The sequence below is a fragment of the Roseicella frigidaeris genome (assembly GCF_003258945.1).
GTDB lineage: Bacteria > Pseudomonadota > Alphaproteobacteria > Acetobacterales > Acetobacteraceae > Paracraurococcus > Paracraurococcus frigidaeris.
The window spans coordinates 179,246-203,396 of sequence record NZ_QLIX01000002.1 but is presented as its reverse complement, the minus strand read 5'-3'; the positions used below and the strand labels follow the sequence as shown (position 1 = coordinate 203,396).

The following is a 24,151-nucleotide window of genomic DNA, read 5'->3' as shown; positions in this document are numbered from 1 at the left end:
GGCAGGGGATGCGGTTCAACCTGTCGGAATGGGGGGTGCGCAACGGCGCGCTCACCCTCTTCCTGCTCCTCCTCCTCGCCGCCGCGGGCGCCCTCGCCTATCTCCGGCTCGGGCGCGCCGAGGATCCGGGCTTCACCATCAAGCTGATGGTCGTCTCGGCGCAATGGCCGGGCGCGACCGCCGAGGCGATGCAGGCCCAGGTCGCCGACCGCATCGAGAGCAAGCTGCAGGACCTGCCCTGGCTCGACCATGTCCAGACCTTCAGCCGCCCCGGCTCGGTGGTCACCACCGTGGTGCTGCGCGACACCACGCCGCCGCGCGAGGTGCCGCAGCTCTGGTACCAGGTGCGCAAGAAGCTCGCCGACATCCATGCCAGCCTGCCGGCCGGCGTGCAGGGGCCCGCCTTCGACGACGAGTATTCCGATGTCTATGCGGTGGTCGTCGCCCTGACCGGCGCCGACAACCCCGAGCTGGTGCGCCAGGCCGAGCGGATCCGGCTGCGGCTGCTGCAGCTCGAGGGCGCCGGCAAGGTGGCGATCTTCGGCGAGGAGGCGCAGCGCGTCTTTGTCGATGTCTCGCATCGCCGCCTCGCCACCCTCGCCATCCCGCCCGCGGCCATCACCGAGGCGCTGGCCCGGCACAACGCCGTCGCCCCCGCCGGCATCGCCGAGACCGGCTCCTCGCGCATCCATCTCCGCGGCGATCCCGGCTTCGACGGCCTCGCCGCCATCCGCGCCGTGCCGGTCGCGAGCGGCGACCGGACCCTTCGGCTCGGCGACATCGCCAAGGTCAGCCGCGGCCTGGCCGATCCGCCCGCCACCGAGATCCGCCACCAGGGGCAGCCGGCGGTGCTGATCGGCCTCGCCAAGCGGGCCGGCTTCGACGTGCTCGCCCTCGGCCGGGAGGTGGAGGAGGCGCTGGCGCAGCTCCGGGCCGAGCTGCCGGTCGGCCTCTCCCTCGCGGTGGTCGCCGACCAGCCGCAGGTGGTGGCCGAGAGCGTCGGGGAATTCCTGCTGAAATTCGCCGCCGCCCTCGCCGTGGTGATGCTGGTCTCCGTCCTCTCCCTCGGCCTGCGCGCCGGCATCGTCGTCGCCCTCTCGGTGCCGCTGACGCTGGCCATCGTCTTCCTGGTGATGTGGGCCTGGGGAACGGAGCTGGAGCGGATCAGCCTCGGCGCGCTGATCCTCTCCCTCGGCCTGCTGGTCGACGACGCCATCATCAGCATCGAGGCCATGGTGGTGCGGCTGGAGCAGGGCTGGGACCGGGTGCGGGCCGCGAGCTTCGCCTGGACCTCGACCGCCTTCCCCATGCTCTCCGGCACGCTGGTGACCGTCGCCGGCTTCCTGCCGGTCGGCTTCGCCGCCTCGACCGCCGGCGAATATGCCGGCGGCCTCTTCTGGGTGGTGGGGGCGGCGCTCATCGCCTCCTGGCTCGTCGCCGTGCTCTTCACGCCCTATCTCGGCGTCCGCCTGCTGCCGGCCGCGGCGGCCCGGGCGCCGCATGGCGAGGGCTACCAGGGACGCGCCCACCGCCTGCTGCGCCGGGTCGTCGGCTGGTGCGTGGACCACCGCCTGCCCGTGCTCGGCGCCACGGCGATCGTGCTCGGCGCCGGCCTCGCCGGGCTGGCGGCGACGCGGCAGCAATTCTTCCCGACCTCGGCGCGGCTGGAGCTGCTGGTCGATGTCACGCTGCGCCAGGGCGCCGGCCTGCCGGCGACGCGCGCCGCCGCCGAGCGGATCGAGGCGGCGCTGCAGGGCGACCCGGATGCGCGGAGCGTCACCACCTATCTCGGCGCCGGCGCGCCGCGCTTCTTCCTCGCCCTCAACCCCGACCTGCCGAACGAGGCCTTCGCCAAGCTGGTCATCCTCACCCCCGATCTCGCGGCGCGCGAGCGGCTGCTGGCCCGGCTGCGCCGGCTGGCCGAGGACGGGCTGGTGCCGGAGGCGCGGCTGCGCGTCTCGCGGCTCGAATTCGGCCCGCCCGTCGGCTTCCCGGTGCAGTTCCGGGTGCAGGGGCCGGAGATCGCGGAGCTGCGCCGGGTCGCCGACGAGGTCGCCGCCGCGCTCCGCGCCACGCCCGGCACGCGCGACGTGCAGCTCGCCTGGGGGGAGCGGGCGCCGGGCCTGCGCATCGTCCTCGACCCGGAGCGCCTGGCGCAGCTCGGCCTCTCCCCCGCGGGCGTCGCCCAGGCCTTGCAGGGGCTGCTCTCCGGCACCACGGCGACGCAGCTGCGGGAGGGCAACCGGCTGGTCGACGTGGTGGTGCGCACCCCGGCGGCGGAGCGGCTGGCGCTGGCCAGCTTCGCCGACCTCACCCTGCCGACTCCGGCCGGCGCGGTGCCGCTCGCCCAGCTCGCCCGGCTGGAGCCGGTGATGGAGGAGCCGATCCTCTGGCGCCGCAACCGCGAGCTCTTCCTCACCATCCGCGCCGATGTCGCCGATGGGCTGCAGGGGCCGGACGTCACGGCGGCGGCCCTGCCGCGCCTCGAGGCGCTGCAGGCCCGGCTGCCCCGCGGGGTGCGGATCGTCACCGGCGGCGCGACCGAGGAGAGCGCCAAGGCCAATGCCGCCCTCTACGCCCTCTTCCCGGCGATGCTCGGCGCCATGCTGCTGCTGCTGATGTGGCAGCTCCGGCATGCCGGCCGCACCCTGCTGGTGCTCGCCACCGCCCCGCTCGGCCTGCCGGGCGCCGCGGCGGCGCTGCTGGCGACCGACAGCCCCTTCGGCTTCGTGGCGCTGCTCGGCGTCATCGCCCTGGCCGGGATGATCATGCGCAACACGATCATCCTGGTCGATCAGGTGCGGCAGGACCTCGCGGCCGGCAGCGAGCTGCGGCGGGCGATCATCGAGAGCACGGTGCGCCGCGCCCGCCCGGTGACGCTGACCGCCCTCGCCGCGGTGCTCGCCTTCGTGCCGCTGGCGCATTCGGTCTTCTGGGGGCCGATGGCGATCGCCATGATCGGCGGGCTGACGCTCGGCACCCTGGCCACGCTGCTCGTGGCGCCGGCGCTCTACGGGCTGGCGCTGCGGACGCGGCGGGCGGCCGTCCCGGCCGGCCTGACGACCCTGGCCGCGGAGTAGGCACGCCGCGGCGGGGACCATGGCACGGGCCCCCTACGGCACGGGCCGCGCCAGCCCCTCGAGCGCGCCCCAGGCGGAGAGGACCGCCCCCTCCTGCCAGCCGGGCAGCCAGGAGAGGTGGTCCCCGGCGAAATGATAGGGGCCCTCCGGGGCCTGCAGCATCGCCTGGTCGCGCGCCCGCTGCGCCGGCGTCCAGTCCGCCCAGGCCCCGAGCGCCCGCGGCATCCGCCCCCAGGCGACGGAGACCGGGGCGGCGGTCTCGCTCGCATAGCCGGGATGCAGCGCCTCGCCATCGGCGGCCATCGCCGCGCCGCGCGCCGCGGGATCGAGGCCGGCGATCCGCCCGGCGACGGCCTCGTCCCAGACATAGGCGCCGAGCAGCACGCCCCCGGCCGCATGGAACCCATGGCTCGGATACCAGATCTGGGTGGCGTCGCGCGCCAGCCAGGAGATGCCGCCATAGATCGCCGCATCCTCCTCCCAGAAGCGCCGCCGGGCGAGGAAGGCAAGCTTGAGGGCCCCGGCCTGGGGCAGCGCCGCCAGCGCCGCCCGGCGCCCGGGCGAGAGGTCGGTGTCCAGCCGCGCCAGCACCGGCGCCGGCAGGGCGAGCAGCACCGCCGGCACCACCGCCTCGCGCCGCGCGCCATCCGCCGCGCGCCAGGTGGCGCGGGCGCCGCCCTCCACCCGCCGCAGCGACAGCAGCTCGGCGCCGGTCGTCACCGCATCGCCGAGCGCCTGGCCGAGCGCCAGGGCGATGCGGTCCATGCCGCCCACCGGCTGCAGCATCGTCGCCTGGTAGTCGATGCCCTCGGCGAAGCCGGCGGCACGCCAGAGCCCGGGCTGCAACAGCACCCGCGGATCGAGCGGAGCGAGCGGCTGCGGCGCCTCGGCACCGGCGCCGGGCGGCACAGCCCAACCCGCCCGGGCGCTGCCGCGATACCGCAGATCCTCCTCCAGCGCGCCCCAGGACCGCAGCGCCCGCCGCAGCCCCTCCAGCTCCGCCGCCGAGAGCGGCCCGGGCAGCGCGCCGGCCCCGAGGCCCTTCACCGCCAGCTCCGCCACCAGCCCGCGCAGATCGGCCTGCACGCGGCGCAGCGGCACCGCCCCGCTTGGTGCCCCATTCGGCGCCTCGACCAGGGCGGCGCGGTTCTCGTTGACCAGCACCTCCAGCGGCACGCCGAGCGCGCGGCAATAGCCGAGGATGCCGCGGTGATGGTGCGGGATGCGGGCGGCGCCGGCGTTGAAGTAGAGATGCGGCGCCCGGTCCCAGGCGACCCGCTGCCCGGGCCCGTCGCTCTCCGCGACCGCGTCGCCGCCGCGCAGCGTCAGGCAGCGGCCGCCGAGCCGCGGCGCCGCCTCCAGCAGCCGCACCGACCAGCCGGCGCGGCGCATCTCATGCGCCGCCACCAGCCCGGCGATGCCGCCGCCAACGACCAGCACCCGCCTGCCGTCGCGCGGCAGAGCCGGCGCCGCGGCGCGCGCCGGGGTCGCGGGCAGGCCGCCAAGCGCGGCGAGGGTGGCGATGACGGCGCCCGCCCCGCCCGCGGCGGCCACGCCCTCGAGCAGCGCGCGCCGGCTGAGGCCCGCCGGCCCGTGCCCGTCCGGAGACCGGCCGGGAGGCCGGCCCGCCGGCCTGCTCATCCGCCGATGCGGTCGGCGACTGCCCGGGCCACCGCCGCGGTGCCGTCGCGGCCGCCGATATCGGCGGTGCGCAGCCCCTCGCCGAAGGCCGCGTCCACCGCCGCCTCCAGCTCCGTCGCGGCATCGGCATAGGCCTGCCCGGCGCCGCGCGCCGCCAGCCAGTCCAGCATCATCGCCGCCGAGAGCAGCGTCGCGGTCGGGTTGGCGATGCCCTTGCCGGCGATGTCGGGCGCGGTGCCGTGCGCCGGCTGGAACACCGCATGCGCGTCGCCGATATCGGCCGAGGGCGAGAAGCCCATGCCGCCGACCAGCCCGGCGCCGAGGTCGGAGAGGATGTCGCCGAACATGTTCTCCGTCGGCAGCACGTCGAAATCCCAGGGCCGGCGGATCAGGTCGAGCGCCATGGCGTCGACGTAGTGATGGCCGCTGGCGATGTCGGGGAACGCCTTCGCCACGCCGTCGAAGACGCCACGCATGAAGGCGAAGGCGCGGAACACGTTCGCCTTGTCGACCAGCGTCACCCGTCCGGGCCGGCCGCGCTGCGCCGCCCGCCGCTCGGCGAGGCGGAAGGCGAAGCGCGCCAGCTTCTCGGTGGTCGCGCGGGTGATGCGCAGCGTCTCCTCGGCCAGCTCCTCGGTCACCAGCCCCTTGCCGCGGGAATGGAACAGCCCCTCCGTGCTCTCGCGGATCAGCACGAGGTCGATGTCCCGCGCCCGCGGATCGGCGAGCGCCACCGGCACGCCGGGAATGGCGCGCACCGGCCGGACGCCGGCATAGAGGCCGAGGCGGAAACGGAGATCGAGCTGCGGCGCGATCTCGGTGCCATCGGCGTAGCGGATGCCGGGCCAGCCCATGGCGCCGAGCAGGATGGCATCCGCCGCCCGGGCGGCGCGGAAGCTGCTTTCCGGGAAGGCCTCGCCGGTCTCGCGGTAGTGGAAGGCGCCGGCCGGCAGGGTCTCGACCGTGATGCCGAGGCCATGCCGCTGCGCCAGCGGCTCGAGCACCGCGAGCGTCGCCTCCGTCACCTCGGTGCCGATGCCGTCGCCCGGCAGCACCGCCAGCCGTACCGAATTCGCGCCCGCCATGGCCTGCCTTCTCCTCCCTGCCCGCATCCCGGGGCGCCGTGCCGGCCCCCGCCGGCGGCCGTTCCCAGCCCAGGGCAACCGGCCCTATCCTGCGGCAAAGGCTCCGGGAGGGACAGGGATGGCATGGACGAGACGCGATGCGCTGCTGGCCGCGACGGCGGCGGCGCTGCTGCGCCCCGCCGGCCCCGCGCGGGCCCAGGCGGACTGGCCGGAGAAGCCGGTCCGCATCATCGTCCCCTTCCCGCCCGGCCAGGCGGCCGACCTCTTCACCCGGCTCTATGCCGACGAGCTCTCCCGCCGCTGGCCGCAGCGCGTGGTGGTGGAGAACCGCGGCGGCGGCGCCGGCGCCCCGGCGCTCGAGGCCGGCGCCCGCGCCGCGCCGGACGGCTACACGCTGACCGCCGGCACCTCCGGCACCCTCGGCATCAACCCCTCGGTGCTGCCGCGCCTGCCCTATGATGCCGAGCGCGACTTCGCCTTCATCGGCAACGTGGTGGTGCTGCCGCTGCTGATCGTGGCGCATCCCTCCTTCCCGGCGCGGACGGCGGCGGCGCTGGTGGAGGCGGCGAAGGCGCGGCCCGGCGGCATCGACCTCGCCACCGCCGGCCCGGCCACCAGCCAGCACATGTCGGCCGAGCTCTTCGCCCATCGCACCGGCACCCGCTTCAACATGGTGCATTACCGTGGCAGCGGGCCGGCCATGGCCGACCTGCTCGCCGGCAACGTGCCGCTGATGTTCGACAGCGTCGCCGCGGCCCTGCCGCACATCCAGTCGGGCAAGGTCGTCCCGCTCGCGGTGACGACGCCGGAGCGGGCGCCGCAGCTCCCGGCGGTGCCGACCATCGCCGAGACGGTCGCGCCCGGCTACGGCGCCTTCGGCTGGGCCGGGCTCTGCGGCCCGGCGGGGCTGCCGGAATCGGTGCTGCGCCGGGTCAATACCGACCTCAACGCCATCCTGCGCGAGCCGGCCATGCAGGCGCGCTTCATCGAGCTCGGCGGCACCGCCGCGCCGGGGACGCCCGAGGCCTTCGGGGATTTCGTCCGGCGCGAGATCGCGCAATGGCGCGAGATCGCCCGCATCGCGCATGTCCGGCTGGAGGGCTGAGGGGATGCGCCGCCGCGGGCTGCTCGCCGGCGCGCTGCTGCCGGCTGCCCGCCTGGCCCGCGCCGAGGCCTTCCCGGCGCGGCCGGTGCGCATCCTCGTGCCCTATGGGCCGGGCGGCAGCAGCGACATCGTGGCCCGCATCCTGGCGCAGCGGGCGGGCGAGCTCTCCGGCCAGGGCTTCCCGGTCGAGAATCGCGGCGGCGGCGCGACGGTGCCGGGGACCCAGGCCGTCGCCACCGCGGCGCCCGATGGCTACACGATCGGCACCGCCGACAACGCGCTGGCGCTGAACCCGAGCCTGCTGGCGGGGAAGCTGCCCTACGACACCGAGCGCGATCTGGGCTTCCTCGGCCTCGCCGTGACCTCGCCGGCGCTGCTGCTCGCCCATCCCGGCGCCGCGGCGCGGAGCGTGGACGAGGTGCTGGCGGAGGCGGCGCGGCGGCCCGGGCTCGGCCTCTCGCATGGCGGCATCGGCGCGCCGACGCATCTGGCCGTGGTGCAGCTGCAGCTGGCGACGGGGCGCGAGATCACCCCGATCGGCTATCGCGGCGGCGGGCCGCAGCTCGCGGCGCTGGTGGCGGGCGAGACGCCCTATGGCTTCGCCGCCCTCTCCTCCGCGCTCGGCCATGTGCAGGGCGGCAGGCTGCGGGCGCTCGCGGTCACCGGCGCGGCGCGCACGCCACTGCTGCCCGAGGTGCCGAGCATGGCGGAGGCGGGGTTGCCGGCGGTCGACGTGCTCGGCGAATGGGGCTTCATCCTGCCGGCCGGCGTGCCGGCGACGGTGGTCGAGCGGCTGCATGCGCTGCTCCTCGCCCCGGCGCGCGAGCCGGCCTTGCGCGCGCGGCTGGAGAGCCAGGGCTACAGCGTGGTGGCCAGCGGCCCGGAGGACTATGCGGCGCAGGTGCGGCGCGAGATCGCCTTCTGGCGCGGCGTGGCGGAGAAGGCCGGCATCAAGGCGGAGTGAGAGGGGGCATGATGCCTCCGTGAAGCCGCGCAGCGGTGTCGTGGGGCATTCACCCCGGCGGCACCACGCGGCAGGCCTCGGCGGCGACCCGGGCCAGGCGCAGCATGCGCCGCGCCGCCACCGCCCCGGCCGCCGCCTCGCCGGCGAACTGCTCTAGCAGCCGGTTGGAGAGCAGGGCCCGCGCCGCGGCATCGACGGCGACATCCGTGGCCGCGACCGTCGCGGCATCCAGCAGGGTGCGGCGCAGCAGCGCCAGCGTGCCCGCCAGCCCCGGCCGCAGCCCGTGCAGCGCCGCCACCTGCCGCACCAGCCGCACGCCACGCCAGGCGAAGATCAGCGCATCCAGCCCCGGCGAGGGGCTGATGGCGGTGACGGCGAAGGACTGCACCGCCGCGTTGCGGCCGAGCACCGCGGCCCGTGCCTCCAGGGTCGCCAGCGCCGGGTGCAGCAGCGCCCGCAGCTCCTCGACGCTGGCGGCGTTGCGGATCGCTGGCTGCAGCGCCGCCGCCTCCTGCACCGAGCCGGCCCAGCGCAGCGCCTCCGCCCGGGCGGTCTCGAGGTCGCCGCGCAGGAAGGCGCCGCGGGCACGGTCGACGGCGCGGATGCTCGCTAGGCCGCGCAGCTCCCGCCAGGCGCCGCCGCCGAGCAAGGCGAGGCCGCCGGCGACGACGCCGAGCGTCGCCCAGCCCTGCACCGGCCCACGGCCGAACTGGTCGGCGACGAAATTGGCCGCATCCAGCGCCGCCAGCCCGCCGCCAAGCAGCGCCAGCCCGCCGAACAGCCGGCCGATGCCCGACCAGCGCACCGAGGGCCGCGGCGCCGCCACCGGCACCACCGCCTGCTCCCACTCGAAATCGAGCCGTGGCGCCGGGGCGCGGGTCTCCTCCTCGAGGATCACGCGCGGGCCGGCAGGCGGGGGAGGCTCGCTCACAGCACGTCTCCGATCAGCGCCGCCAGCAGGGTGTCGAGGCCGAGATGCGGCACGCCCGAGCCGCCGGCGGGGTCGAGCTTCGGCGGCTGGAATTCCGGCATCTCGAAGAAGCCATGCTCCCAGAAGGCGGGATCGGGCGGCCGCAACGGGATCTCGCCGGGATAGACCTTGGCGACGCGGCCGCTGCCGAGCAGCAGGCCGCGCACCGCGGCGACCGGCCGCCCGTCCAGCGTCGCCACATCGTCCTGGGTGCAGCGGATGGAGGCCAGGGCATGCACGCTGGTGGTGACGCCGGCGCTCGTCGCCCGGCCCTGCGGCGCCGCCACCAGATGCCCGAGCAGGGCGGCGAGCGCGTCGCGCTGCCGCTCGGGGACATGGTCCGCCTTGGTGGCGACGAAGGCGACGCGGTCGACGCCGGTGCCGGTCAGCCAATCGAGCCAGCCGCCGCCATAGCGCAGCGCCGCGGCGATCGCCGCCAGCGCCTCGGCCGTGTCCTCGAAGGCGTCGCGCCCGGCATGCAGCGCGCCGAGCACGTCGACCAGCACGGCCTGGCGCTCGAAGCGGCGGAAATAGGGCTCGAAGAAGTCGCGCCGCTGCGCCTCGACATAGGCGCGGTGCCGCTCGGCGAGCAGCGTGGCGAGGCCGCCGCGGGCCGGCTGCGGCAGCGGGAAGAACCAGAGCAGCGGCGTCTCGCCGCGCGGGCCGGGATTGAGCAGGCGGCCGGGCTGCAGGAAGCGGAAGCCGAGCCGGTCGCGGCAGGCGCGCAGCGTGTCGCGGTAGAGCGTGAAGCCGCGCCGCGCCAGGCTGTCCTCCGCCGCGGCGCCGGGCGGCAGGGCATCGACGAAGGCGAGGAACTCGGCCGCGGCCTCGGCCCGCCGGCCGCGCCGCAGCCGGGCCAGGGTCGCGGTGGACCAGGCGGCATAGTCCTCGCCCAGCATCGGCAGGTCGAGCAGCCATTCGCCGGGATAGTCGAGCAGTTCCAGCGTCACCGTGCGGGTGCCGAGCAGCCCGCCCAGCATGCTCTGCCGGTCCAGCTCCAGCACCAGCTCGAGGGTCGAGAGATCCTCCGTCCGCGCCGGCCAGGCGGGCGGGTCGGCGGCGAGCGCGGCGAGATGCGCGGCGACGTCGAAGCGCGGCAGCCCCTCCACCCCGGCGGGCGCCGGGCGGACGGCGCGCAGCCGCGACCCGGCCAGCGCCTCCAGCGCCGGCAGGGTGCGGCGGCCCCGCCCCGCCGCCAGCAGGTTGGCCAGCAGCGAGGTGAGGAAGACGGTCTTGCCGGCCCGCGTCAGGCCGGTGACGGCAAGCCGGATGCGCTCCTGGCCGATGAGGGAGCGGCCCAGCCGCTCCGCCCCCCAGGCGGCGTCGCGCAACAGGCCGAAGGGATCGAGCAGGCCCGACATGCGTGCCGCGCTGGCAGGCTCAGCGCTGGATCAGCTCGATCTTGTAGCCGTCGGGGTCTTCCACGAAGGCGATGATGGTGGTGCCGAATTTCACCGGCCCGGCCTCGCGCGTCACCTTGCCGCCGCCGGCGCGCACCTTCTCGCAGGTGCCGGCGACATCGGGCACGCCGACCGCGAGGTGGCCGAAGGCATTGCCCTGGTCGTATGCCTCGGTGCCGTAGTTGTAGGTAAGCTCGATCTCGCCCTGGCCCTCGGCATTGCCCTCGCCATAGCCGAGGAAGGCGAGCGTGTACTTGCCCTCCGGCACGTCGCGGCGGCGCAGCTCCTTCATCCCCAGCAGCTCGGTGTAGAATTTCACGCTGCGATCGAGGTTGCCGACCCGGATCATGGTGTGCAGGAACTTGCTCATGGCGTCCTCTCCGTTGTCGTGTGGCGCTCGGGGTCGATGGCGATGACGAACAGCCCGGCCGCCTCCGCCGCCGCGAGCGTGCCGGCCCGATCCACGAGGATGGTGCCGCCCGCCTCGATGGCGATGCCGGCGAGCCCGGCCGCGGCGGCGCCCCGGATGGTCTCGGGCCCGACCGTCGGCAGGTCGAGGCGGCGATCCTGCCCGGGCTTGACCAGCTTGACCAGCACGCCATCCCGCCGCCCCGCCGGCCCCTGCCGCTTCAGCCCGGCGCAACGCGCGAGCAGCGCATCGGTGCCCTCGATCGCCTCGACGCCGAGGACGAGGCCCTGCTGGATCACTGCGCCCTGGCCGACATCGACGGCGCCGAGCGCCCGCACCACGGCGATGCCGCGGGCGATGTCGGCGCGGGCGGCGGCATCCGGGCCGGCGCGGGTCAGCAGCCCGGCGGGCGGCAGGATGTCCTGCAGCACGGCCTGGGGCGGGACGATCTCGAACCCCTCCTCCTCCAGCGCCCGGGCGACGGCGCGCAACAGCCCGTCATCGCCGGCGAAGAAGGCGCGGCCGATGCGGGCGAGCAGGCGGGCGCCGGCCGCATCCGGCCGCAGGGAGAGGAAGGAGGGGCGCTGCGCCCGCCCGACCAGGACGAGCTGCCGCACGCCCTGGCCGCGCAGATGGCCGAGGATGCGCCCGGCGGCGCCCGGCCGCTCGCGCAGGACCGGGAAGCCCGACCAGTCCTGGTCGGCCCAGCCTTCGAGCGCGACCACATGCACGGGACGCCCGGCGGCGCGGGCGGTACGGGCGACCTGCAGCGGCACTTGGCCGCCGCCGGCGAGGAGGCCGAGGGGCTCGGGGCTCACACCCCCTCCCCGTTCTCCTCATCGATGCCGCCGAGCTCGGGCGCCGTCATCCGGCCCGGCCGCACGAGCTGCCGGCGGCGCGTGGTGTCGCGCACGAAGGCGATCACCTCCTGCACCAGCGCCTCCTCCGGCCAACGCGCCGCCGCCTGGTCGAGCTTGGCGGCGAACTCGCCGGGCTCCTTGAACAGCAGGTTGTTGGCCTGGCGCAGGATGCGAAGCTGGTCGCGCGAGACGCCGCGGCGCAGCAGCCCGATCTTGTTGAAGCCGACGAGGCGGGCCGGCAGGCCGAAGACATAGCCGAAGGGCGGGATGTCGTTGGTGACGCCGGCGAGGCCGCTCACCATCGCCAGCCGGCCGATCCGCACCGTCTGGTGCACCGCCGCGCCGCCGCCGATGAAGGCGCCGTCGCCGACCAGCACATGGCCGCCGAGCATGACGTTGTTGGCGAGGATGACGCCGTCGCCGAGGAGGCAGTCATGCCCGACATGCGCCTGCGCCATCAGCATGCAGCCGGCGCCGACGCGGGTGAGGCCGGCGCCGCCGACGCTGGCGCGGTGGATGGTCGCACCCTCGCGGATCAGGCAGCCGGCGCCGACCTCGCAGCGCGTCGGCTCGTTCTTGTACTTCAGGTCCTGCGGCGGCGTGCCGATGGAGGCGAAGGGCAGGATGCGGCTGCGCGCGCCGATCCGCGTCGCGCCCTCGATCACCACATGCGAGACGAGCTCGACGCCCTCCTCGAGGACGACCTCGGGGCCGAGGCTGCAATAGGGGCCGATCCGGCAGCCGGCGCCGATGACCGCGCCCTCCGCGATGCTGGCGCCGGGCGCGATCTGCGCCGTCGGGTCGATCTGTGGCAAGGCGCTCAACGGTCCAGGATCATCGCCGCATAGGTGGCTTCCGCGACCACCTTGTCGTCGACCTTGGCTTCGGCGGTGAATTTCCAGATGTTGGCGCGCTGCTTCTCCTTGACCACATGCACGCGCATCTGGTCGCCGGGGACCACGGGCTTGCGGAATTTGGCGTTCTCGACGGTCATGAAATAGACGAGCTTGCCGCGCGCCTCGGGGCCGAGCGTCTCGACCACCAGGACGGCCGCGGTCTGGGCCATGCACTCGATGATCAGCACGCCGGGCATCACGGGATGCTCGGGGAAATGCCCCTGGAAGAAATTCTCGTTGATGGTGACGTTCTTGATGCCGATGGCGGAGGCGTTCTTGTGCACCTCCACCACGCGGTCCACCATCAGGAAGGGATAGCGGTGCGGAATCGCGCGCATGATCTGCGCGATATCGAAAGCCTCCACCGTCGCCGGGCCTGCGGCCACCGCCGCCTGCGCCTCGCTCGCGTCCATGGTCCTCGTCTGCCTTCCCTCAGCCCTCTCGCCCGGTACCCAGCTTCTTCAGCTTCGCCATGGCACGCCAGAATTCCCGCACGGGCATGGAGGGGCTGCCGATCACGTCGGTCTTGGCCGGCACGTCGTTCATGACGCCGGCCTGGGCGCCGATCCGCGCCTGCGCGCCGATACGGAGATGCCCCGTCAGCCCCGCTTGCGCCGCAACGGTCACGTAATCCTCAAGCGTCGTGGAGCCCGAAATGCCCGCCTGCCCAACGATCACGCAGCCGCGCCCGGTATGGACGTTGTGCCCGATCTGCACGAGGTTGTCGAGGCGGGTCCCGGGGCCGATCACGGTGTCGCCCTGGCTGCCCCGGTCGATGCAGGAATTCGCCCCGACCTCGACGTAATCGCCGAGCAGGACGCGGCCCAGTTGCGGCATCGTTTCGAAGCCGCCTTCCGGCGTCGGGGCGAAGCCGAAGCCCTCCTGGCCGATGCGCACCCCCGGATGCAGCACCACCCCGCGCCCGAGGATGGCGTGGCTGACGCTGCAATGGGCGTGCAGCCGGCAGTCCTCGCCGATCTCGACCGCCGGCCCGATCGTTGCGTGCGCGTGGATGATGCAGTTGCTGCCGATCCGCGCCCCGGCGCCGATCACCGCATAGGGGCCGATCTCGGTCCCCGCCCCGATCGTCGCATCCGGCGCCACCACGGCCGTGGCATGCACGCCGGGCACCGGCGCCGGCGGGGGATGCAGCAGCCGGGCGACGCGGGCGAAGCCGAGATAGGGCTGCGGCGTCACCAGCGCGACGGCCCCCGCCGGCACCTGCGCGGCGAAGGCCGGGGCGAGCACCACGGCGCCCGCCTGCGTCGTCGCCAGCAGCCCGGCATAGCGGCGGTTGTCGAGGAAGCTGACATCCCCTGGCCCGGCCGATTGCAGCGGCGCGACGCCGGTGAAGACCCGCCCGGGATCGCCGGTGAAGCTCGCCCCGGCGGCGGCGGCGACATCGCTCAGGCGCTGCGCGCCGCTGCCGGGGAAGAAGCGCGGATCCGCCACGCCGCCGGCCCGCTCAGCGCCGCTGCTGCGCGGCCGGCGCGGCCGGGCGCGCCGGCGCGTTGGCCGTGGCCGGCGCCTCGGTGCCGCTCGACTCCGGCGGCATGTTCACGCTCTTCAGCACCTTGTTGAACTGCTGCGCCACCTCCTCGGTGAGGTCGAAGGGCGGGTCGTTGAAGATGACGAGCGGCCGCGGCAGCACGAGGTTCACCTTGCGGCTGGCCGCGACCTGGCGGATGACGCCGCCGAGCGTCTGCTCGATCTCGGTGAGCGCCTGCTGCGCCGCCTGCTCGATGCTGCGGCTGCGTTCGCGGAAGATGCGCTGGCTGTCGGTGATGCGGTCCTGCAGCGCCCGCTCCCGCTCGCGGAGCTGTTCCGCCGGCATGGCGGCGCGCTGGTTCGCCAGCTGCTGCTGCTGCTCGCGCCAGTTGTTCTGCTCGCGCTGCAGATCGTCGTTGAGGCGCTGGCGCCGCCGCTCGATCTCGTCGCGCACCTGGGTGAAGGCGGTGGAGACGCGCTGGATCTCGGGCACGTCGACGATGCCGATCACCGCGCTGGGCGGCTGCTGGCCGGGCGGCAGCGGCGGCGGCGCCTGGGTCGCCGTGGCCGGCGCCTGGCGCTGCTGCTGCTGCGCCTGGCTCGGCTGCGCCGGGCGCTGGCCGCGCTGCGGTTGCTGCTGCTGCTGTTGGCCCTGGTTGGGCACGAACCATTCCTGCTGCTGCGCCGCCGCCGGCAGGGCAGTCAGCAGGAGGGGCGCGGCCATGGCCAGGAGACGGGTCACCGACCGGGCCGGAACGAGCGTGAGGCACATGAGCTGGGGAGTTCCCGTGATCAGAAGCGGGTGCCGAAGCCGAAGCGGAAGACCTGCGTCTCGTCGTAGGACTTCTTCACCACGGCCTGGGCCAGGTCGATGTTGATCAGGCCGAAGGGGCTCCGCCAGGAGATGCCGACGCCGGCGCCGACCCGCGGCGAGCCGTCATCGGCGATCCGCACGCCCGCCAGGGTCGGCGAGCTCTTGTCCAGTTGCGACAGCGCACCGACATCCACGAAGGCCCGGCCCACCAGCCCGAGTTCGGCCGGCAGGGGCAGCGGGTAGCGCATCTCCGTGCTCTGGGTCCAGATAAACCGACCGCCGAGGCTGTCGCGCGTATCGAGGTCGCGCGGCCCGGCGCCGGCGATCCGGAAGCCGCGCAGGTTCTCGCCGCCGAGGAAGAAGCGGTCGATGATGCGCTCGTTCTTGCCGAAGAGCGGCTCGAGATAGCCGACGCCGGCGGAGATGGAGAGCACGTAATCCGGGTCGCCGAGATACTGCTCGAAGGGGATGTAGTAGGTGCCGTCGAGCCGGGCGCGGATATAGGCCACGTCGCCGCCGATGCCGGCGAAGTCGGTGCCGAGGCGCGCCACGCCGCCGCGCCGCGGGTCGATGATCGAGTCGCGGAAGTCGTAAGTCAGGGTCTGGCCGATCTGCGACAGCAGCGTCTCGCCCTTCTGCTCCTGGATGTAGCGCGAGGCGTTGGAGGCGATGTCGTAGACCTCCCGGTCGACGAGGGTATAGGCCCAGGTCTGCCGCAGCCGGTCGTTGAAGGCGTAGCCGGCCCGGATGGCGAAGCCGGCGCGCCGCTCGCGGTAGGCCGAGATGCTGAGCAGGTTGCGCTGCACGAAGAAGATGTCGGCGCCGGCCGCGAGGTTGCGGTCGAGGAAGTAGGGATCGGTGACCGAGAGGTCGAGCTGGCTGCGGCGCTGCGCCAGGGTGCCGTTGATGCGCGCGTCGATGCCGGTGCCGAGCAGGTTGCGCTCGCGCAGGCCGACATCGGCGAGCGCGCCGGCATCCGTCGAGTAGCCGCCGCCGATCGAGACCTCGCCGGTCGCCCGCTCGGCGACCTGGGTGGTCAGCACCGCGCGGTCGGGGGCCGAGCCGGGCGCCGAGCTGACCTGGACGTCGGAGAAGTAGCCGAGGTCGCGGATGCGCTGGCGCGACCGGCGGATCTGCGCGGCGTTGAAGGCGTCGCCCTCGGCGATGCGGAATTCGCGGCGGATCACCCGGTCCTGGGTGCGGGTGTTGCCGTTGATGTCGATGCGCTCGACATAGACGCGCGGCGCCTCATTGATCTCGAAGGTCAGGTCGACGCGGCGCGCCTCACGGTCGCGCTGGATGCGCGGCTGCACGTCGACGAAGGGGAAGCCGCGCAGGTTGACCGCATCCTGCAGCGATTGCGCGACCCGCTCGACGCTGTCGCCGTCATACCAGTCGTCGGTGTCGATATCGACCAGGCGACGGACGCTGGCGGCATCGAGGTTGCGCAGGTTCGAGATGACCTCGACCTTGCCGACCTTGTAGCGTGGCCCCTCGTCGATCGTATAGGTGATGAAGAAGCCGCTGCGGTCCGGCGCCAGCTCCGCGGTCGCGTTGGTGATCTGGATGTCCGCATAGCCGTTGCGGAGATAGAAGCGACGCAGCAACTCCCGGTCGAAGGACAGCCGCTCCGGGTCGAATTGGTCCGAGGAGGAGAAGATGCGGTACCAGGCCTGCTCCTTCGTCGCCACGATCTCGCGGAGCTTGCTGTCGCTGTATTCGTGGTTGCCGACGAAGTTGATGCGGGCGACCAGCGCCGCGTCGCCTTCCTGGATCTCGTAGATCACGTCGACGCGGTTCTGGTCGAGCTCGATCAGCTTCGGCTCGACCACCGCGGCAAAGCGGCCGCGGCGGGCATAGAGCTCCTGGACGCGCTGCCGGTCCGCCTGCACCGCCTGCGGCGTGAAGACGGCGCGGGCGCGCATCTGCACCTCGTTGCGCAGCACGTCGTCCGAGATCTTCCGGTTGCCCTCGAAGGCCACGCGGTTGACGATCGGATTCTCCTGCACCTCGACGACGACGCGGTTGCCCTCGTGCCGCACCTGCACGTCCTTGAAGAGGCCCGTGGCGAAGAGCGACTTCAGGCTACGGTCCAGCCGGTCGGCGTCGAAGACGTCGCCCGGCTGCAGCAGCATGTAGGAGCGGATAGTGTCCGCCTCGATGCGCTGGTTCCCGCGCACGTCGATGGCCTGGACGAGGCCCGAGGCCGAGGCACGCTGCGGCGCAGCAGAGGCCGGGGCCCTGGCACGCGATTGCGCCTCCGCCGCGATGGGCAGCAGGGCCGGCGTCAGGCAGGCGGTGGCAAGCAGGAGGACGCGAGGCGAGAGGGACAAGTTCGGACCCGTGCGGCTGGGGATCGCTGGCGGCGCGGAGAATAGCCGTAGCACCCCCGCCCCGCCACCCCACCCGCTGCAGCCCCGATCCGGGATGCCGCCGGCGTGGCCCGGCGGCATCCCGTCGGCCGCCGGGGCCGATCCGCGCTCAGCCGAAGAGGCGTGCGACGAAGCGGCCGACGCCGCCCTCGACGATGTCGTTCCTCGACGCGAAGAGGAACAGCGCGATGAGCAGCGCGAAGCCGGCGCGGAAGCCGTATTCCTGGATCCGCGGCGGCAGGGGCCGGCCGCGGATCGCCTCGGCGGCGTAGAACATCAGGTGGCCGCCATCGAGGACGGGAATCGGGAAGAGGTTGAGCAGGCCGAGGCTGACCGAGAGCACGGCCATCAGGTTGACCAGCGCGCCCATGCCGAGCGAGGCGGCCTCGCCGCTGATCTCGGCGATCCGGATCGGGCCGCCGAGCTCCTTCGCGCTGCGCTTGCCGACGATCATCTCGCCGATGCCGGCCAGGGTCTGCCAGGTGATGTCGGCGGTCTGCGCGACGCCGGCCGCGGCCGCCGAGAAGGGATCGAGCCGCTCGAACCGCACCGCGCCGCCCTGGACGCCGAGCACCCCGACCGTGCCGCCACCGCCCTCGCGCGCCTCCGGCACCACCGTCACGGTGGTCTCCCCGCCGTCGCGCCGGAGATGCAGCGCGATCGGCTGCCCGGGGCGCTGCTGCACGTAGCGCTGCACCTGCTCGAACCGCGTCACCTTGCGGTCGTCGAGCGCCAGGATCTCGTCGCCCGGCCGCAGCCCGGCCCGCGCCGCGGCCGAGGCCTCGACAACGGCGGCGAGGCTGGTGTTGCTCACCGGCCGGCCGGCGGTCATGAACAGCCCGGCGAAGAGCACCATGGCGAGCAGGAAATTGGCGATCGGCCCGGCGGCGACCACGATCGCCCGGCTGCCGACCGACTTGCCGTGGAAGGTCCGGCCCGGCTGCCAGGTGGCGCGCACCTCGGGCGGCGCATCCTCCGGCGTCTCCTGGCCATGCATCTTCACGTAGCCGCCGAGCGGGATCCAGCCGAGGCGCCACTCCGTGCCATGGCGGTCGCGGCCCCGCAGCACCGGCCGGCCGAAGCCGATGGAGAAGGCCTCGACATGCACGCCGCGCCAGCGCGCCGCGAGGTAGTGGCCGAGCTCATGCACGAAGACCAGCACGCCGAGCACGACGGCGAAGGCGAGCAGCGTGCGCGGCAGGGCCGGCAGCGCATTCCACAGGTAGCCGAGACTCTCCAAGGATCGGTCCTCCAGCCGGCGCGGCGCGGCGTCGGAAAGCGTTGCGCGTCAGGCCGCGGCGCGGCGGGCGGCGATCCGGCCGGCCTCGGCCCGGGCGGCCTCGTCGAGGGCCAGCACCGCATCGAGGCCGGGGATGGCCGGCGCGCCGAGGCGGTCGAGCGCCTCCTCCACCACCGCCGCGATGTCGAGGAAGCCGAGCCGGCGGGCCAGGAACAGCGCGACCGCCACCTCGTTCGCGGCATTGAGGATAGTGGGTGCGCCGGCCCCGGCCTGCAACGCCTCCCGCGCCAGGCGCAGCGCCGGGAAGCGCAGCGGGTCGGGGGCGAAGAATTCGAGGCGGCCGAGGCTGGCGAGGTCGAGCCGCGGCAGGCTGACCGGCATGCGCTCGGGCCAGGCGAGGCAATGCGCGATCGGGGTACGCATGTCCGGCGTGCCGAGCTGGGCGAGGATCGATCCGTCGGCGTACTGCACCATGCCATGCACCGCGGATTGCGGGTGGACCAGCATCTCGATGCGGCTCTCGGGCACCGGGAAGAGCCGCGCCGCCTCGATCAACTCGAGGCCCTTGTTCATCATGGTGGCGGAATCGACCGAGATCTTCGCCCCCATGGACCAGATCGGGTGGCGCACCGCCTGCTCCGGCGTCGCGGCCCGCATGGCGGCGGGCTCGGCGGTGCGGAAGGGCCCGCCCGAGGCGGTCAGCACGATCTTCTCGATCATCGCCGGGTCGCGGGCATCGAGCGCCTGGAAGATGGCGTTGTGCTCGGAATCGACCGGCAGCAGCCGGGCGCCGGTGCGCGCCGCCTCGGCCAGCACCACCTCGCCGGCGCAGACGAGCGTCTCCTTGTTGGCCAGGGCCAGGGTGCCGCCGCGGCGCAGCACCGCGAGGGCGGATGGCAGCCCGGCGCTGCCGACGATGGCCGCCATGGTCCAGTCGGCCGGCCGCGCCGCCGCCTCCAGCACGGCCGCGGGGCCGGCGGCGGTTTCGATGCCGGTGCCGGCCAGCGCCTCGCGCAGCGCCGCCCCCGCCTCCGGATCGGCGACGACCGCCAGCCGCGGCCGGACGCGCCGGGCCTGGTCGGCGAGCGCCGCGACGTCGCGCCCGGCGACCAGCGCCTCGATGGCATAGGCGCCCGGCGCCGCGGCCTCCACCAGGGCCAGGGTGCTGCGCCCGACCGAGCCGGTGCTGCCGAGGATGGTGAGGCGCTTCATGGGGCGGTCCGCCCTGCTTCCGGCGCCAGCACGCATCCTGGAGACCCGCTTCGCATCGCCCTGAAACCCTTGCTTGCCAGCCGCTTCACCATCATCCACCGGCCTGTCCCGAGACCGCCGAGCCTCGGGACGCCCGGCGGGACAATGCCGGCCAGGGCCGCCTCATGGCAGGCGCCAGGTGGCTTGCGCAAGCGGTACGCCCCCCGATCCGTGGCATCAATGCCACAGCGCTGCCCCAGGACCGAGCAGAACGCCCAACAGGGCGGCGACCGGCGCCGCCGTCAGCACCGCGTCCAGCCGGTCGAGCAGCCCGCCATGGCCGGGGATCAGGGCCGAGCTGTCCTTCACCTGGAAGCGGCGCTTGATCCAGCTCTCGAACAGGTCCCCGGCCTGGGCGGTGACGCCGAGCAGCAGGGCGAGCAGCGCCACCCGGCCGACGGGCGGCGCACCGCCCTCGATCGCCGCCACCGCCAGCAGCGCGACGAGGAAGGCCGAGACCAGCCCCCCCGCGGCACCGGTCCAGGTCTTGTTCGGCGAGATCGCCGGGGCGAGCTTCGGGCCGCCGAAGCGCCGGCCGGCGACATAGGCGCCGATATCGCTCGCCCAGACGAGGAGGAAGAGGAACAGCACGTTCCAGCGGCCGACCGCGGCATCGCCGCGCAGATGGATCAGGGCGACGCCCGCGAGGCCGATATAGAGCACGCCGAAGGCGAGCCAGAAGCCGAGCCGGGACTGCCGCTGCCCGGCCGGCGGGCCGAGGGCCCAGAGGCCGAGGAAGCCGAGGACGAGCAGGCCGAGGGCCCAGCCCCAGGCGGCCTCGACGGCCAGGGTCCCGGCGCCGAGCACCAGGATCGGCACCGCGAGCCCGGGCAGGCGCCGGGTGGAGAAGCCGCAGAGCCGCACCCATTCCCAGGCCAGCAGCGCCACCGCCGCCGCCATCAGCGCGGCCCAGGCCTCGGCGCCGAGCCAGATGCAGAGCAGCGCCGCCGGGCCGAGCAGCGCGGCCGAGAGGATCCGCTTGCGCAGATCCGGCCAGCGCGCGACCAGGGAGCCGTGGCGGGGGGGCGCGTCAGCCAGCGCGGGCACCGTAGCGCCGTTCCCGGCGGCCGAATTCGCGGATCGCCTGGCCGAGGCAATCGGCGCCGTAATCCGGCCAGAGCACGTCCTGGAAGACGAACTCGGCATAGGCGGCCTGCCAGAGCAGGAAATTCGACAGCCGCTGCTCGCCCGAGGTGCGGATGATGAGGTCGGGGTCGGGCATGCCCGCGGTGAAGAGCCGGCCGCCGAAGCTCGTCTCGTCCAGCGTGGCCGGGTCGAGCCGGCCATCCCGCGCCGCCTCCGCCACCGCGCGGGCGGCGGCGACGATCTCGCCGCGGCCGCCATAGGAGAGGGCGACGGTGAGGTTCAGCCGCGTGCCGCCCGCCGTCTGCGCCTCGGCGCGCTCGATCTCATGCATGGTCTCGAGGCCAAAGCGGGCGCGGTCGCCGATCACCCGCAGCCGGATGCCCTCCCGCGCCAGCGTCGCCACCTCGGCCCGCAGATAGAGCCGCAGCAGGCCGGTGAGCGCCCGCACCTCCTCGATCGGCCGCAGCCAGTTCTCCGAGGAGAAGGCGAAGAGGGTCAGCCAGCCGATGCCCTCCTGGATGCAGGCCTCGATGGTGCGCCGCACCGCCTCCGCCCCGGCCTTGTGGCCAAGCGGCACGGGCAGGCCGCGCGCCTCCGCCCAGCGGCGGTTGCCGTCCATGATGATGGCGACATGGGCCGGCGGGCCCGGATGGCCGGGCCGGCGCGGCGCCACATCGGGCGCGGAGGCGAGCGGCGCGAGGTTCAACTTGGGAAGACCGGACACCGCGGCTCAGACCTGCCTGATGTCCTTTTCCTTGTCGGCGAGCACCTGGTCGACCTGCTTGATGTACTGGTCGGTGAGCTTCTGCACCTCATCGGACCAATGCTTGGCGTCGTCCTGGCTGATCGGCGCCTTCTTGTCCTTCTCCTGCGCCTTGATCTGCTCCATGCCGTCGCGGCGCACGCCGCGGACGGCGACCTTGGCGCTCTCGGCGTATTTCGCCGCGGTGCGCACCAGCTCGGTGCGGCGCTCCTGGGTCAGCGGCGGCAGCGGCACGCGGATCACCTGGCCCTCGGTCTGCGGGTTGAGGCCGAGGCCGGAGTCGCGGATGGCGACCTCGACCGCCTTGACCACCGACTTGTCCCAGACCTGCACCGACAGCAGGCTCGGCCCGGCGACCGAGACATTGGCCAGCTGGTTCAGCGGCTGGTTGTTGCCATAGGCCTCGACCCGCACGGGCTCGAGCAGCGCCGGGCTGGCGCGGCCGGTGCGCAGACCGGAAAACTCCTTCTTCAGCAGCTCGATCGCACCGTCCATGCGGCGCGTGAGATCCTGCTTCAGCGACTTGAGGTCGGCCGGCATGGCCCCTGCTCCTCGTTCCTCGATCCGCCTGGCAGGGTCGCAGGCCGACGCCACGCGCCGCCCGCCACCAGGCGGGCCGGTCCGTCACCGCCGCGACTCGCCGCGGCATGGGCGTCCCGACCCCTGTTTCCGTTTCCTACCCCCAGCCGGGCGAGAGGCCCAGCCGGCGGCAGGGAGCCCGCGGGCCCGCCGAGGCGTTGCCGCCCGGACGGGACCCAGCTGGAGCATGTCCGTTCACCTGCGTGCACGGCCGGCGCTCCAGTCCATCGTTCCCAGAGCCTCCTCACCCAACCCGGTGCTCCCACCCGATCGGGATCGGCTCTACTGCTGCTCCACGACCGTGGTGAAATTACCCTCGCCCCGCATCACCGAGGTGAAGGCGCCCTGCTCGTGGATGTTGAAGACGATGATCGGCAGCTTGTTCTCGCGGCAGAGCGAGATCGCCGCGGCATCCATGACCGCGAGGTCCCGCGCCAGCATGTCGAGATAGGTGAGCGTCACGTAGCGCTCGGCCTGGGCGTTCTTGCGCGGATCCGCCGAATAGACGCCATCGACCTGCGTGCCCTTCAGCAGCGCGTCGCACTGCATCTCGGCGGCGCGGAGCGCCGCGGCGGTGTCGGTGGTGAAGAAGGGATTGCCCGTGCCGGCGGCGAAGATGACGACCCGGCCCTTCTCCATGTGCCGGATCGCCCGGCGGCGGATATAGGGCTCGCAGACCGACTGCATGGCGATGGCGCTCTGCACCCGCGTCGGCACGCCGACCTTCTCCAGCGCCGACTGCATGGCCAGCGCGTTCATCACCGTCGCCAGCATGCCCATGTAGTCGGCCTGGGCACGGTCCATCCCGGTGGCGGCGCCGGCGATGCCGCGGAAGATGTTGCCGCCGCCGATGACCAGGCAGACCTCGGCGCCGAGCTCGACGACGCCCTTCACATCCTCCGCGATGCGGCGGCAGGTGTTGGTGTCGAGGCCGTAATCGCCCTGGCCCATCAGTGCCTCGCCGGACACCTTGAGCATGACACGCTTGTAGCTGGTCTGGGGGCTCATTCTGGGTCCGTCACGGCAAGCGGCTGAAGGTAGGCACCCGACTAACCCTGGACAAGCTCGGGAATCAACAAGGGGATGCGATATGGCCGCCCTGCATCGCGCGGCAGCCACATCGCCCCCTCCCCGCCCCTCGGCTCAGGCCGGCCCGGTGCCGGCCGCCGCCGCGACCTCGGTGGCGAAATCCGGACCGACCGGCTTGTCGATGCCCTCGCCGAGCTGGAAGCGGGCGAATCCGGTGAGGTTGCCGCCGGCCTTGCGGACGATCTCCTTCACCCGGCTCTCGCCGTCATGCACCCAGACCTGCTCCAGCAGGACCACCTCCTCGTAGTATTTCCGGATCCGGCCCTCGACCATCTTCGCAATGATCGCCTCCGACTTGCCCGAGGCGCGGGCCTGCTCGGCGAGCACCGACTTCTCCCGCTCGAGCGCCGAGGGATCGACCGAGCCGACCTCGAGCGCCTCCGGACGGGCGGCGGCGACATGCATGCCGATCTGCCGGCCGATGGTCTCGAGCGCGTCGATCTCCGAGCTGCCCTCGAGCGCCACCAGGACGCCGATCTTGCCGAGGCCCGGCCGGATCGCGTTGTGGGTGTAGGTGGCCACCACGCCCTTGTTGACCTCGAGGCGCTTGGCGCGCCGGATGTTCATGTTCTCGCCGATGGTGGCGATCAGGCGCGTCAGCTCCTCGGCCACCGAATGCCGCGTGCCCGGGAAGGGCGCGCGCTTCAGCACCTCCAGATCGTCGCCGACCGAGAGCACCAGCCCCGCCACCTCGGCGACGAAGCCCTGGAATTGTTCGTTGCGCGCGACGAAGTCGGTCTCGGCATTCACCTCGACCATGGCGCCGATCTGCGGCCCGGTGGCGACGCCGACCAGCCCCTCGGCGGCCACCCGCCCGGACTTCTTGGCGGCGGCGGACAGGCCCTTCTTCCGGAGCCAGTCGATCGCGGCCTCCATGTCGCCCTGCGATTCGACCAGCGCCTTCTTGCAATCCATCATGCCGGCGCCGGTCTTGTCGCGGAGGTCGCGCACCAGCGCGGCGGTGATCTCGGCCATGGGTGTCTCCCGTGTCCTTGCCTGAAGCGGGGGAAGCAGGTCGCGGGCGGACGCTCCGGTCCGGGCGCGCGGCCCCGCTCCCCG

General features: G+C 73.8%; 21 protein-coding genes. 3 read left to right on the top strand and 18 right to left on the bottom strand.

Annotated features, from left to right (window positions below):
• The first annotated feature begins 8 nt into the window (after window positions 1-8).
• Window positions 9-3,080 carry an efflux RND transporter permease subunit gene (locus tag DOO78_RS03830; protein ID WP_111468403.1) on the top strand — a complete coding sequence of 1,024 codons (3,072 nt, stop codon included), beginning with the start codon at window positions 9-11 and terminating at the stop codon, window positions 3,078-3,080.
• Between the two features lie 33 nt (window positions 3,081-3,113).
• Here DOO78_RS03830 and DOO78_RS03825 read toward each other — a convergent pair whose 3' ends face one another.
• Entirely contained in the window at window positions 3,114-4,634 is a 1,521-nt protein-coding gene (locus DOO78_RS03825; RefSeq protein ID WP_165838704.1) for a flavin monoamine oxidase family protein, read from the bottom strand.
• 83 nt (window positions 4,635-4,717) lie between these two features.
• Entirely contained in the window at window positions 4,718-5,806 is a 1,089-nt protein-coding gene (locus DOO78_RS03820) for an isocitrate/isopropylmalate dehydrogenase family protein (RefSeq protein ID WP_111468401.1), read from the bottom strand.
• Window positions 5,807-5,924: 118 nt separating this feature from the next.
• Between DOO78_RS03820 and DOO78_RS03815 the strand changes: the two genes are divergently transcribed.
• Together DOO78_RS03815 and DOO78_RS03810 are read left to right on the top strand one after the other, a co-directional pair.
• A complete protein-coding gene (locus DOO78_RS03815) occupies window positions 5,925-6,911 on the top strand; it encodes a Bug family tripartite tricarboxylate transporter substrate binding protein (protein ID WP_111468400.1) in 987 nt (328 codons plus the stop codon).
• Window positions 6,912-6,915: 4 nt separating this feature from the next.
• Window positions 6,916-7,875 carry a tripartite tricarboxylate transporter substrate-binding protein gene (locus tag DOO78_RS03810; protein WP_165838703.1) on the top strand — a complete coding sequence of 320 codons (960 nt, stop codon included), beginning with the start codon at window positions 6,916-6,918 and terminating at the stop codon, window positions 7,873-7,875.
• A gap of 49 nt (window positions 7,876-7,924) precedes the next feature.
• Here DOO78_RS03810 and DOO78_RS03805 read toward each other — a convergent pair whose 3' ends face one another.
• The 16 genes from DOO78_RS03805 to tsf all read right to left on the bottom strand — a co-directional run bounded on the left by DOO78_RS03805 (window position 7,925) and on the right by tsf (window position 24,067).
• Window positions 7,925-8,806, bottom strand: a complete 882-nt coding sequence (locus tag DOO78_RS03805; protein ID WP_111468398.1) for a DUF697 domain-containing protein — start codon at window positions 8,804-8,806, stop codon at window positions 7,925-7,927.
• On the bottom strand, window positions 8,803-10,206 hold the full coding sequence (locus DOO78_RS03800; protein ID WP_111468397.1) for a YcjX family protein: 1,404 nt from the start codon (window positions 10,204-10,206) through the stop codon (window positions 8,803-8,805). The genes DOO78_RS03805 and DOO78_RS03800 overlap by 4 nt, the downstream gene beginning before the upstream one ends.
• Before the next feature lie 19 nt (window positions 10,207-10,225).
• Window positions 10,226-10,615: a lactoylglutathione lyase gene (gene gloA / locus DOO78_RS03795; protein WP_111468396.1), complete on the bottom strand. Its 390-nt coding sequence runs from the start codon at window positions 10,613-10,615 to the stop codon at window positions 10,226-10,228.
• The gene (locus DOO78_RS03790; protein WP_111468395.1) at window positions 10,612-11,472 is read right to left on the bottom strand and encodes an LpxI family protein; all 861 of its coding nucleotides are present in this window, start codon (window positions 11,470-11,472) and stop codon (window positions 10,612-10,614) included. Before DOO78_RS03790 ends, gloA begins: the two co-directional genes overlap by 4 nt.
• Window positions 11,469-12,338, bottom strand: a complete 870-nt coding sequence (gene lpxA, locus DOO78_RS03785) for an acyl-ACP--UDP-N-acetylglucosamine O-acyltransferase (RefSeq protein WP_243634349.1) — start codon at window positions 12,336-12,338, stop codon at window positions 11,469-11,471. The genes DOO78_RS03790 and lpxA overlap by 4 nt, the downstream gene beginning before the upstream one ends.
• A complete protein-coding gene (gene fabZ, locus DOO78_RS03780; protein ID WP_111468394.1) occupies window positions 12,335-12,823 on the bottom strand; it encodes a 3-hydroxyacyl-ACP dehydratase FabZ in 489 nt (162 codons plus the stop codon). Before fabZ ends, lpxA begins: the two co-directional genes overlap by 4 nt.
• 19 nt (window positions 12,824-12,842) lie before the next feature.
• Window positions 12,843-13,862: a UDP-3-O-(3-hydroxymyristoyl)glucosamine N-acyltransferase gene (gene lpxD / locus DOO78_RS03775; RefSeq protein ID WP_111468393.1), complete on the bottom strand. Its 1,020-nt coding sequence runs from the start codon at window positions 13,860-13,862 to the stop codon at window positions 12,843-12,845.
• 13 nt (window positions 13,863-13,875) lie between these two features.
• On the bottom strand, window positions 13,876-14,622 hold the full coding sequence (locus tag DOO78_RS03770; RefSeq protein WP_111468712.1) for an OmpH family outer membrane protein: 747 nt from the start codon (window positions 14,620-14,622) through the stop codon (window positions 13,876-13,878).
• A 68-nt stretch (window positions 14,623-14,690) separates the two neighbouring features.
• Window positions 14,691-17,045: an outer membrane protein assembly factor BamA gene (gene bamA, locus DOO78_RS03765; protein WP_243634347.1), complete on the bottom strand. Its 2,355-nt coding sequence runs from the start codon at window positions 17,043-17,045 to the stop codon at window positions 14,691-14,693.
• 148 nt (window positions 17,046-17,193) lie between these two features.
• Window positions 17,194-18,324, bottom strand: a complete 1,131-nt coding sequence (gene rseP / locus DOO78_RS03760) for an RIP metalloprotease RseP (RefSeq protein ID WP_243634345.1) — start codon at window positions 18,322-18,324, stop codon at window positions 17,194-17,196.
• A gap of 48 nt (window positions 18,325-18,372) precedes the next feature.
• On the bottom strand, window positions 18,373-19,536 hold the full coding sequence (gene dxr / locus DOO78_RS03755; protein WP_111468391.1) for a 1-deoxy-D-xylulose-5-phosphate reductoisomerase: 1,164 nt from the start codon (window positions 19,534-19,536) through the stop codon (window positions 18,373-18,375).
• A gap of 216 nt (window positions 19,537-19,752) precedes the next feature.
• Entirely contained in the window at window positions 19,753-20,622 is an 870-nt protein-coding gene (locus DOO78_RS03750; RefSeq protein WP_243634342.1) for a phosphatidate cytidylyltransferase, read from the bottom strand.
• The gene (gene uppS, locus DOO78_RS03745; RefSeq protein ID WP_408887558.1) at window positions 20,606-21,367 is read right to left on the bottom strand and encodes a polyprenyl diphosphate synthase; all 762 of its coding nucleotides are present in this window, start codon (window positions 21,365-21,367) and stop codon (window positions 20,606-20,608) included. The genes DOO78_RS03750 and uppS overlap by 17 nt, the downstream gene beginning before the upstream one ends.
• Window positions 21,368-21,391: 24 nt before the next feature.
• Window positions 21,392-21,964 carry a ribosome recycling factor gene (frr, locus tag DOO78_RS03740; RefSeq protein ID WP_111468389.1) on the bottom strand — a complete coding sequence of 191 codons (573 nt, stop codon included), beginning with the start codon at window positions 21,962-21,964 and terminating at the stop codon, window positions 21,392-21,394.
• A 321-nt stretch (window positions 21,965-22,285) separates the two neighbouring features.
• Window positions 22,286-23,011, bottom strand: a complete 726-nt coding sequence (pyrH, locus tag DOO78_RS03735) for a UMP kinase (protein ID WP_111468388.1) — start codon at window positions 23,009-23,011, stop codon at window positions 22,286-22,288.
• 135 nt (window positions 23,012-23,146) lie between these two features.
• The gene (gene tsf / locus DOO78_RS03730) at window positions 23,147-24,067 is read right to left on the bottom strand and encodes a translation elongation factor Ts (RefSeq protein ID WP_111468387.1); all 921 of its coding nucleotides are present in this window, start codon (window positions 24,065-24,067) and stop codon (window positions 23,147-23,149) included.
• Window positions 24,068-24,151: the final 84 nt, after the last annotated feature.

What these genes read in the sequence shown, in the direction of transcription:
- DOO78_RS03830 (WP_111468403.1), top strand. Translation starts at nt 9, where the DNA reads ATGCGGTTCAACCTGTCGGAATGGGGGGTGCGCAACGGCGCGCTCACC.
- DOO78_RS03820 (WP_111468401.1), bottom strand. Translation starts at nt 5,806, where the DNA reads ATGGCGGGCGCGAATTCGGTACGGCTGGCGGTGCTGCCGGGCGACGGC.
- DOO78_RS03815 (WP_111468400.1), top strand. Translation starts at nt 5,925, where the DNA reads ATGGCATGGACGAGACGCGATGCGCTGCTGGCCGCGACGGCGGCGGCG.
- DOO78_RS03810 (WP_165838703.1), top strand. Translation starts at nt 6,916, where the DNA reads ATGCGCCGCCGCGGGCTGCTCGCCGGCGCGCTGCTGCCGGCTGCCCGC.
- DOO78_RS03800 (WP_111468397.1), bottom strand. Translation starts at nt 10,206, where the DNA reads ATGTCGGGCCTGCTCGATCCCTTCGGCCTGTTGCGCGACGCCGCCTGG.
- gloA (WP_111468396.1), bottom strand. Translation starts at nt 10,615, where the DNA reads ATGAGCAAGTTCCTGCACACCATGATCCGGGTCGGCAACCTCGATCGC.
- fabZ (WP_111468394.1), bottom strand. Translation starts at nt 12,823, where the DNA reads ATGGACGCGAGCGAGGCGCAGGCGGCGGTGGCCGCAGGCCCGGCGACG.
- DOO78_RS03770 (WP_111468712.1), bottom strand. Translation starts at nt 14,622, where the DNA reads ATGGCCGCGCCCCTCCTGCTGACTGCCCTGCCGGCGGCGGCGCAGCAG.
- dxr (WP_111468391.1), bottom strand. Translation starts at nt 19,536, where the DNA reads ATGAAGCGCCTCACCATCCTCGGCAGCACCGGCTCGGTCGGGCGCAGC.
- frr (WP_111468389.1), bottom strand. Translation starts at nt 21,964, where the DNA reads ATGCCGGCCGACCTCAAGTCGCTGAAGCAGGATCTCACGCGCCGCATG.
- pyrH (WP_111468388.1), bottom strand. Translation starts at nt 23,011, where the DNA reads ATGAGCCCCCAGACCAGCTACAAGCGTGTCATGCTCAAGGTGTCCGGC.
- tsf (WP_111468387.1), bottom strand. Translation starts at nt 24,067, where the DNA reads ATGGCCGAGATCACCGCCGCGCTGGTGCGCGACCTCCGCGACAAGACC.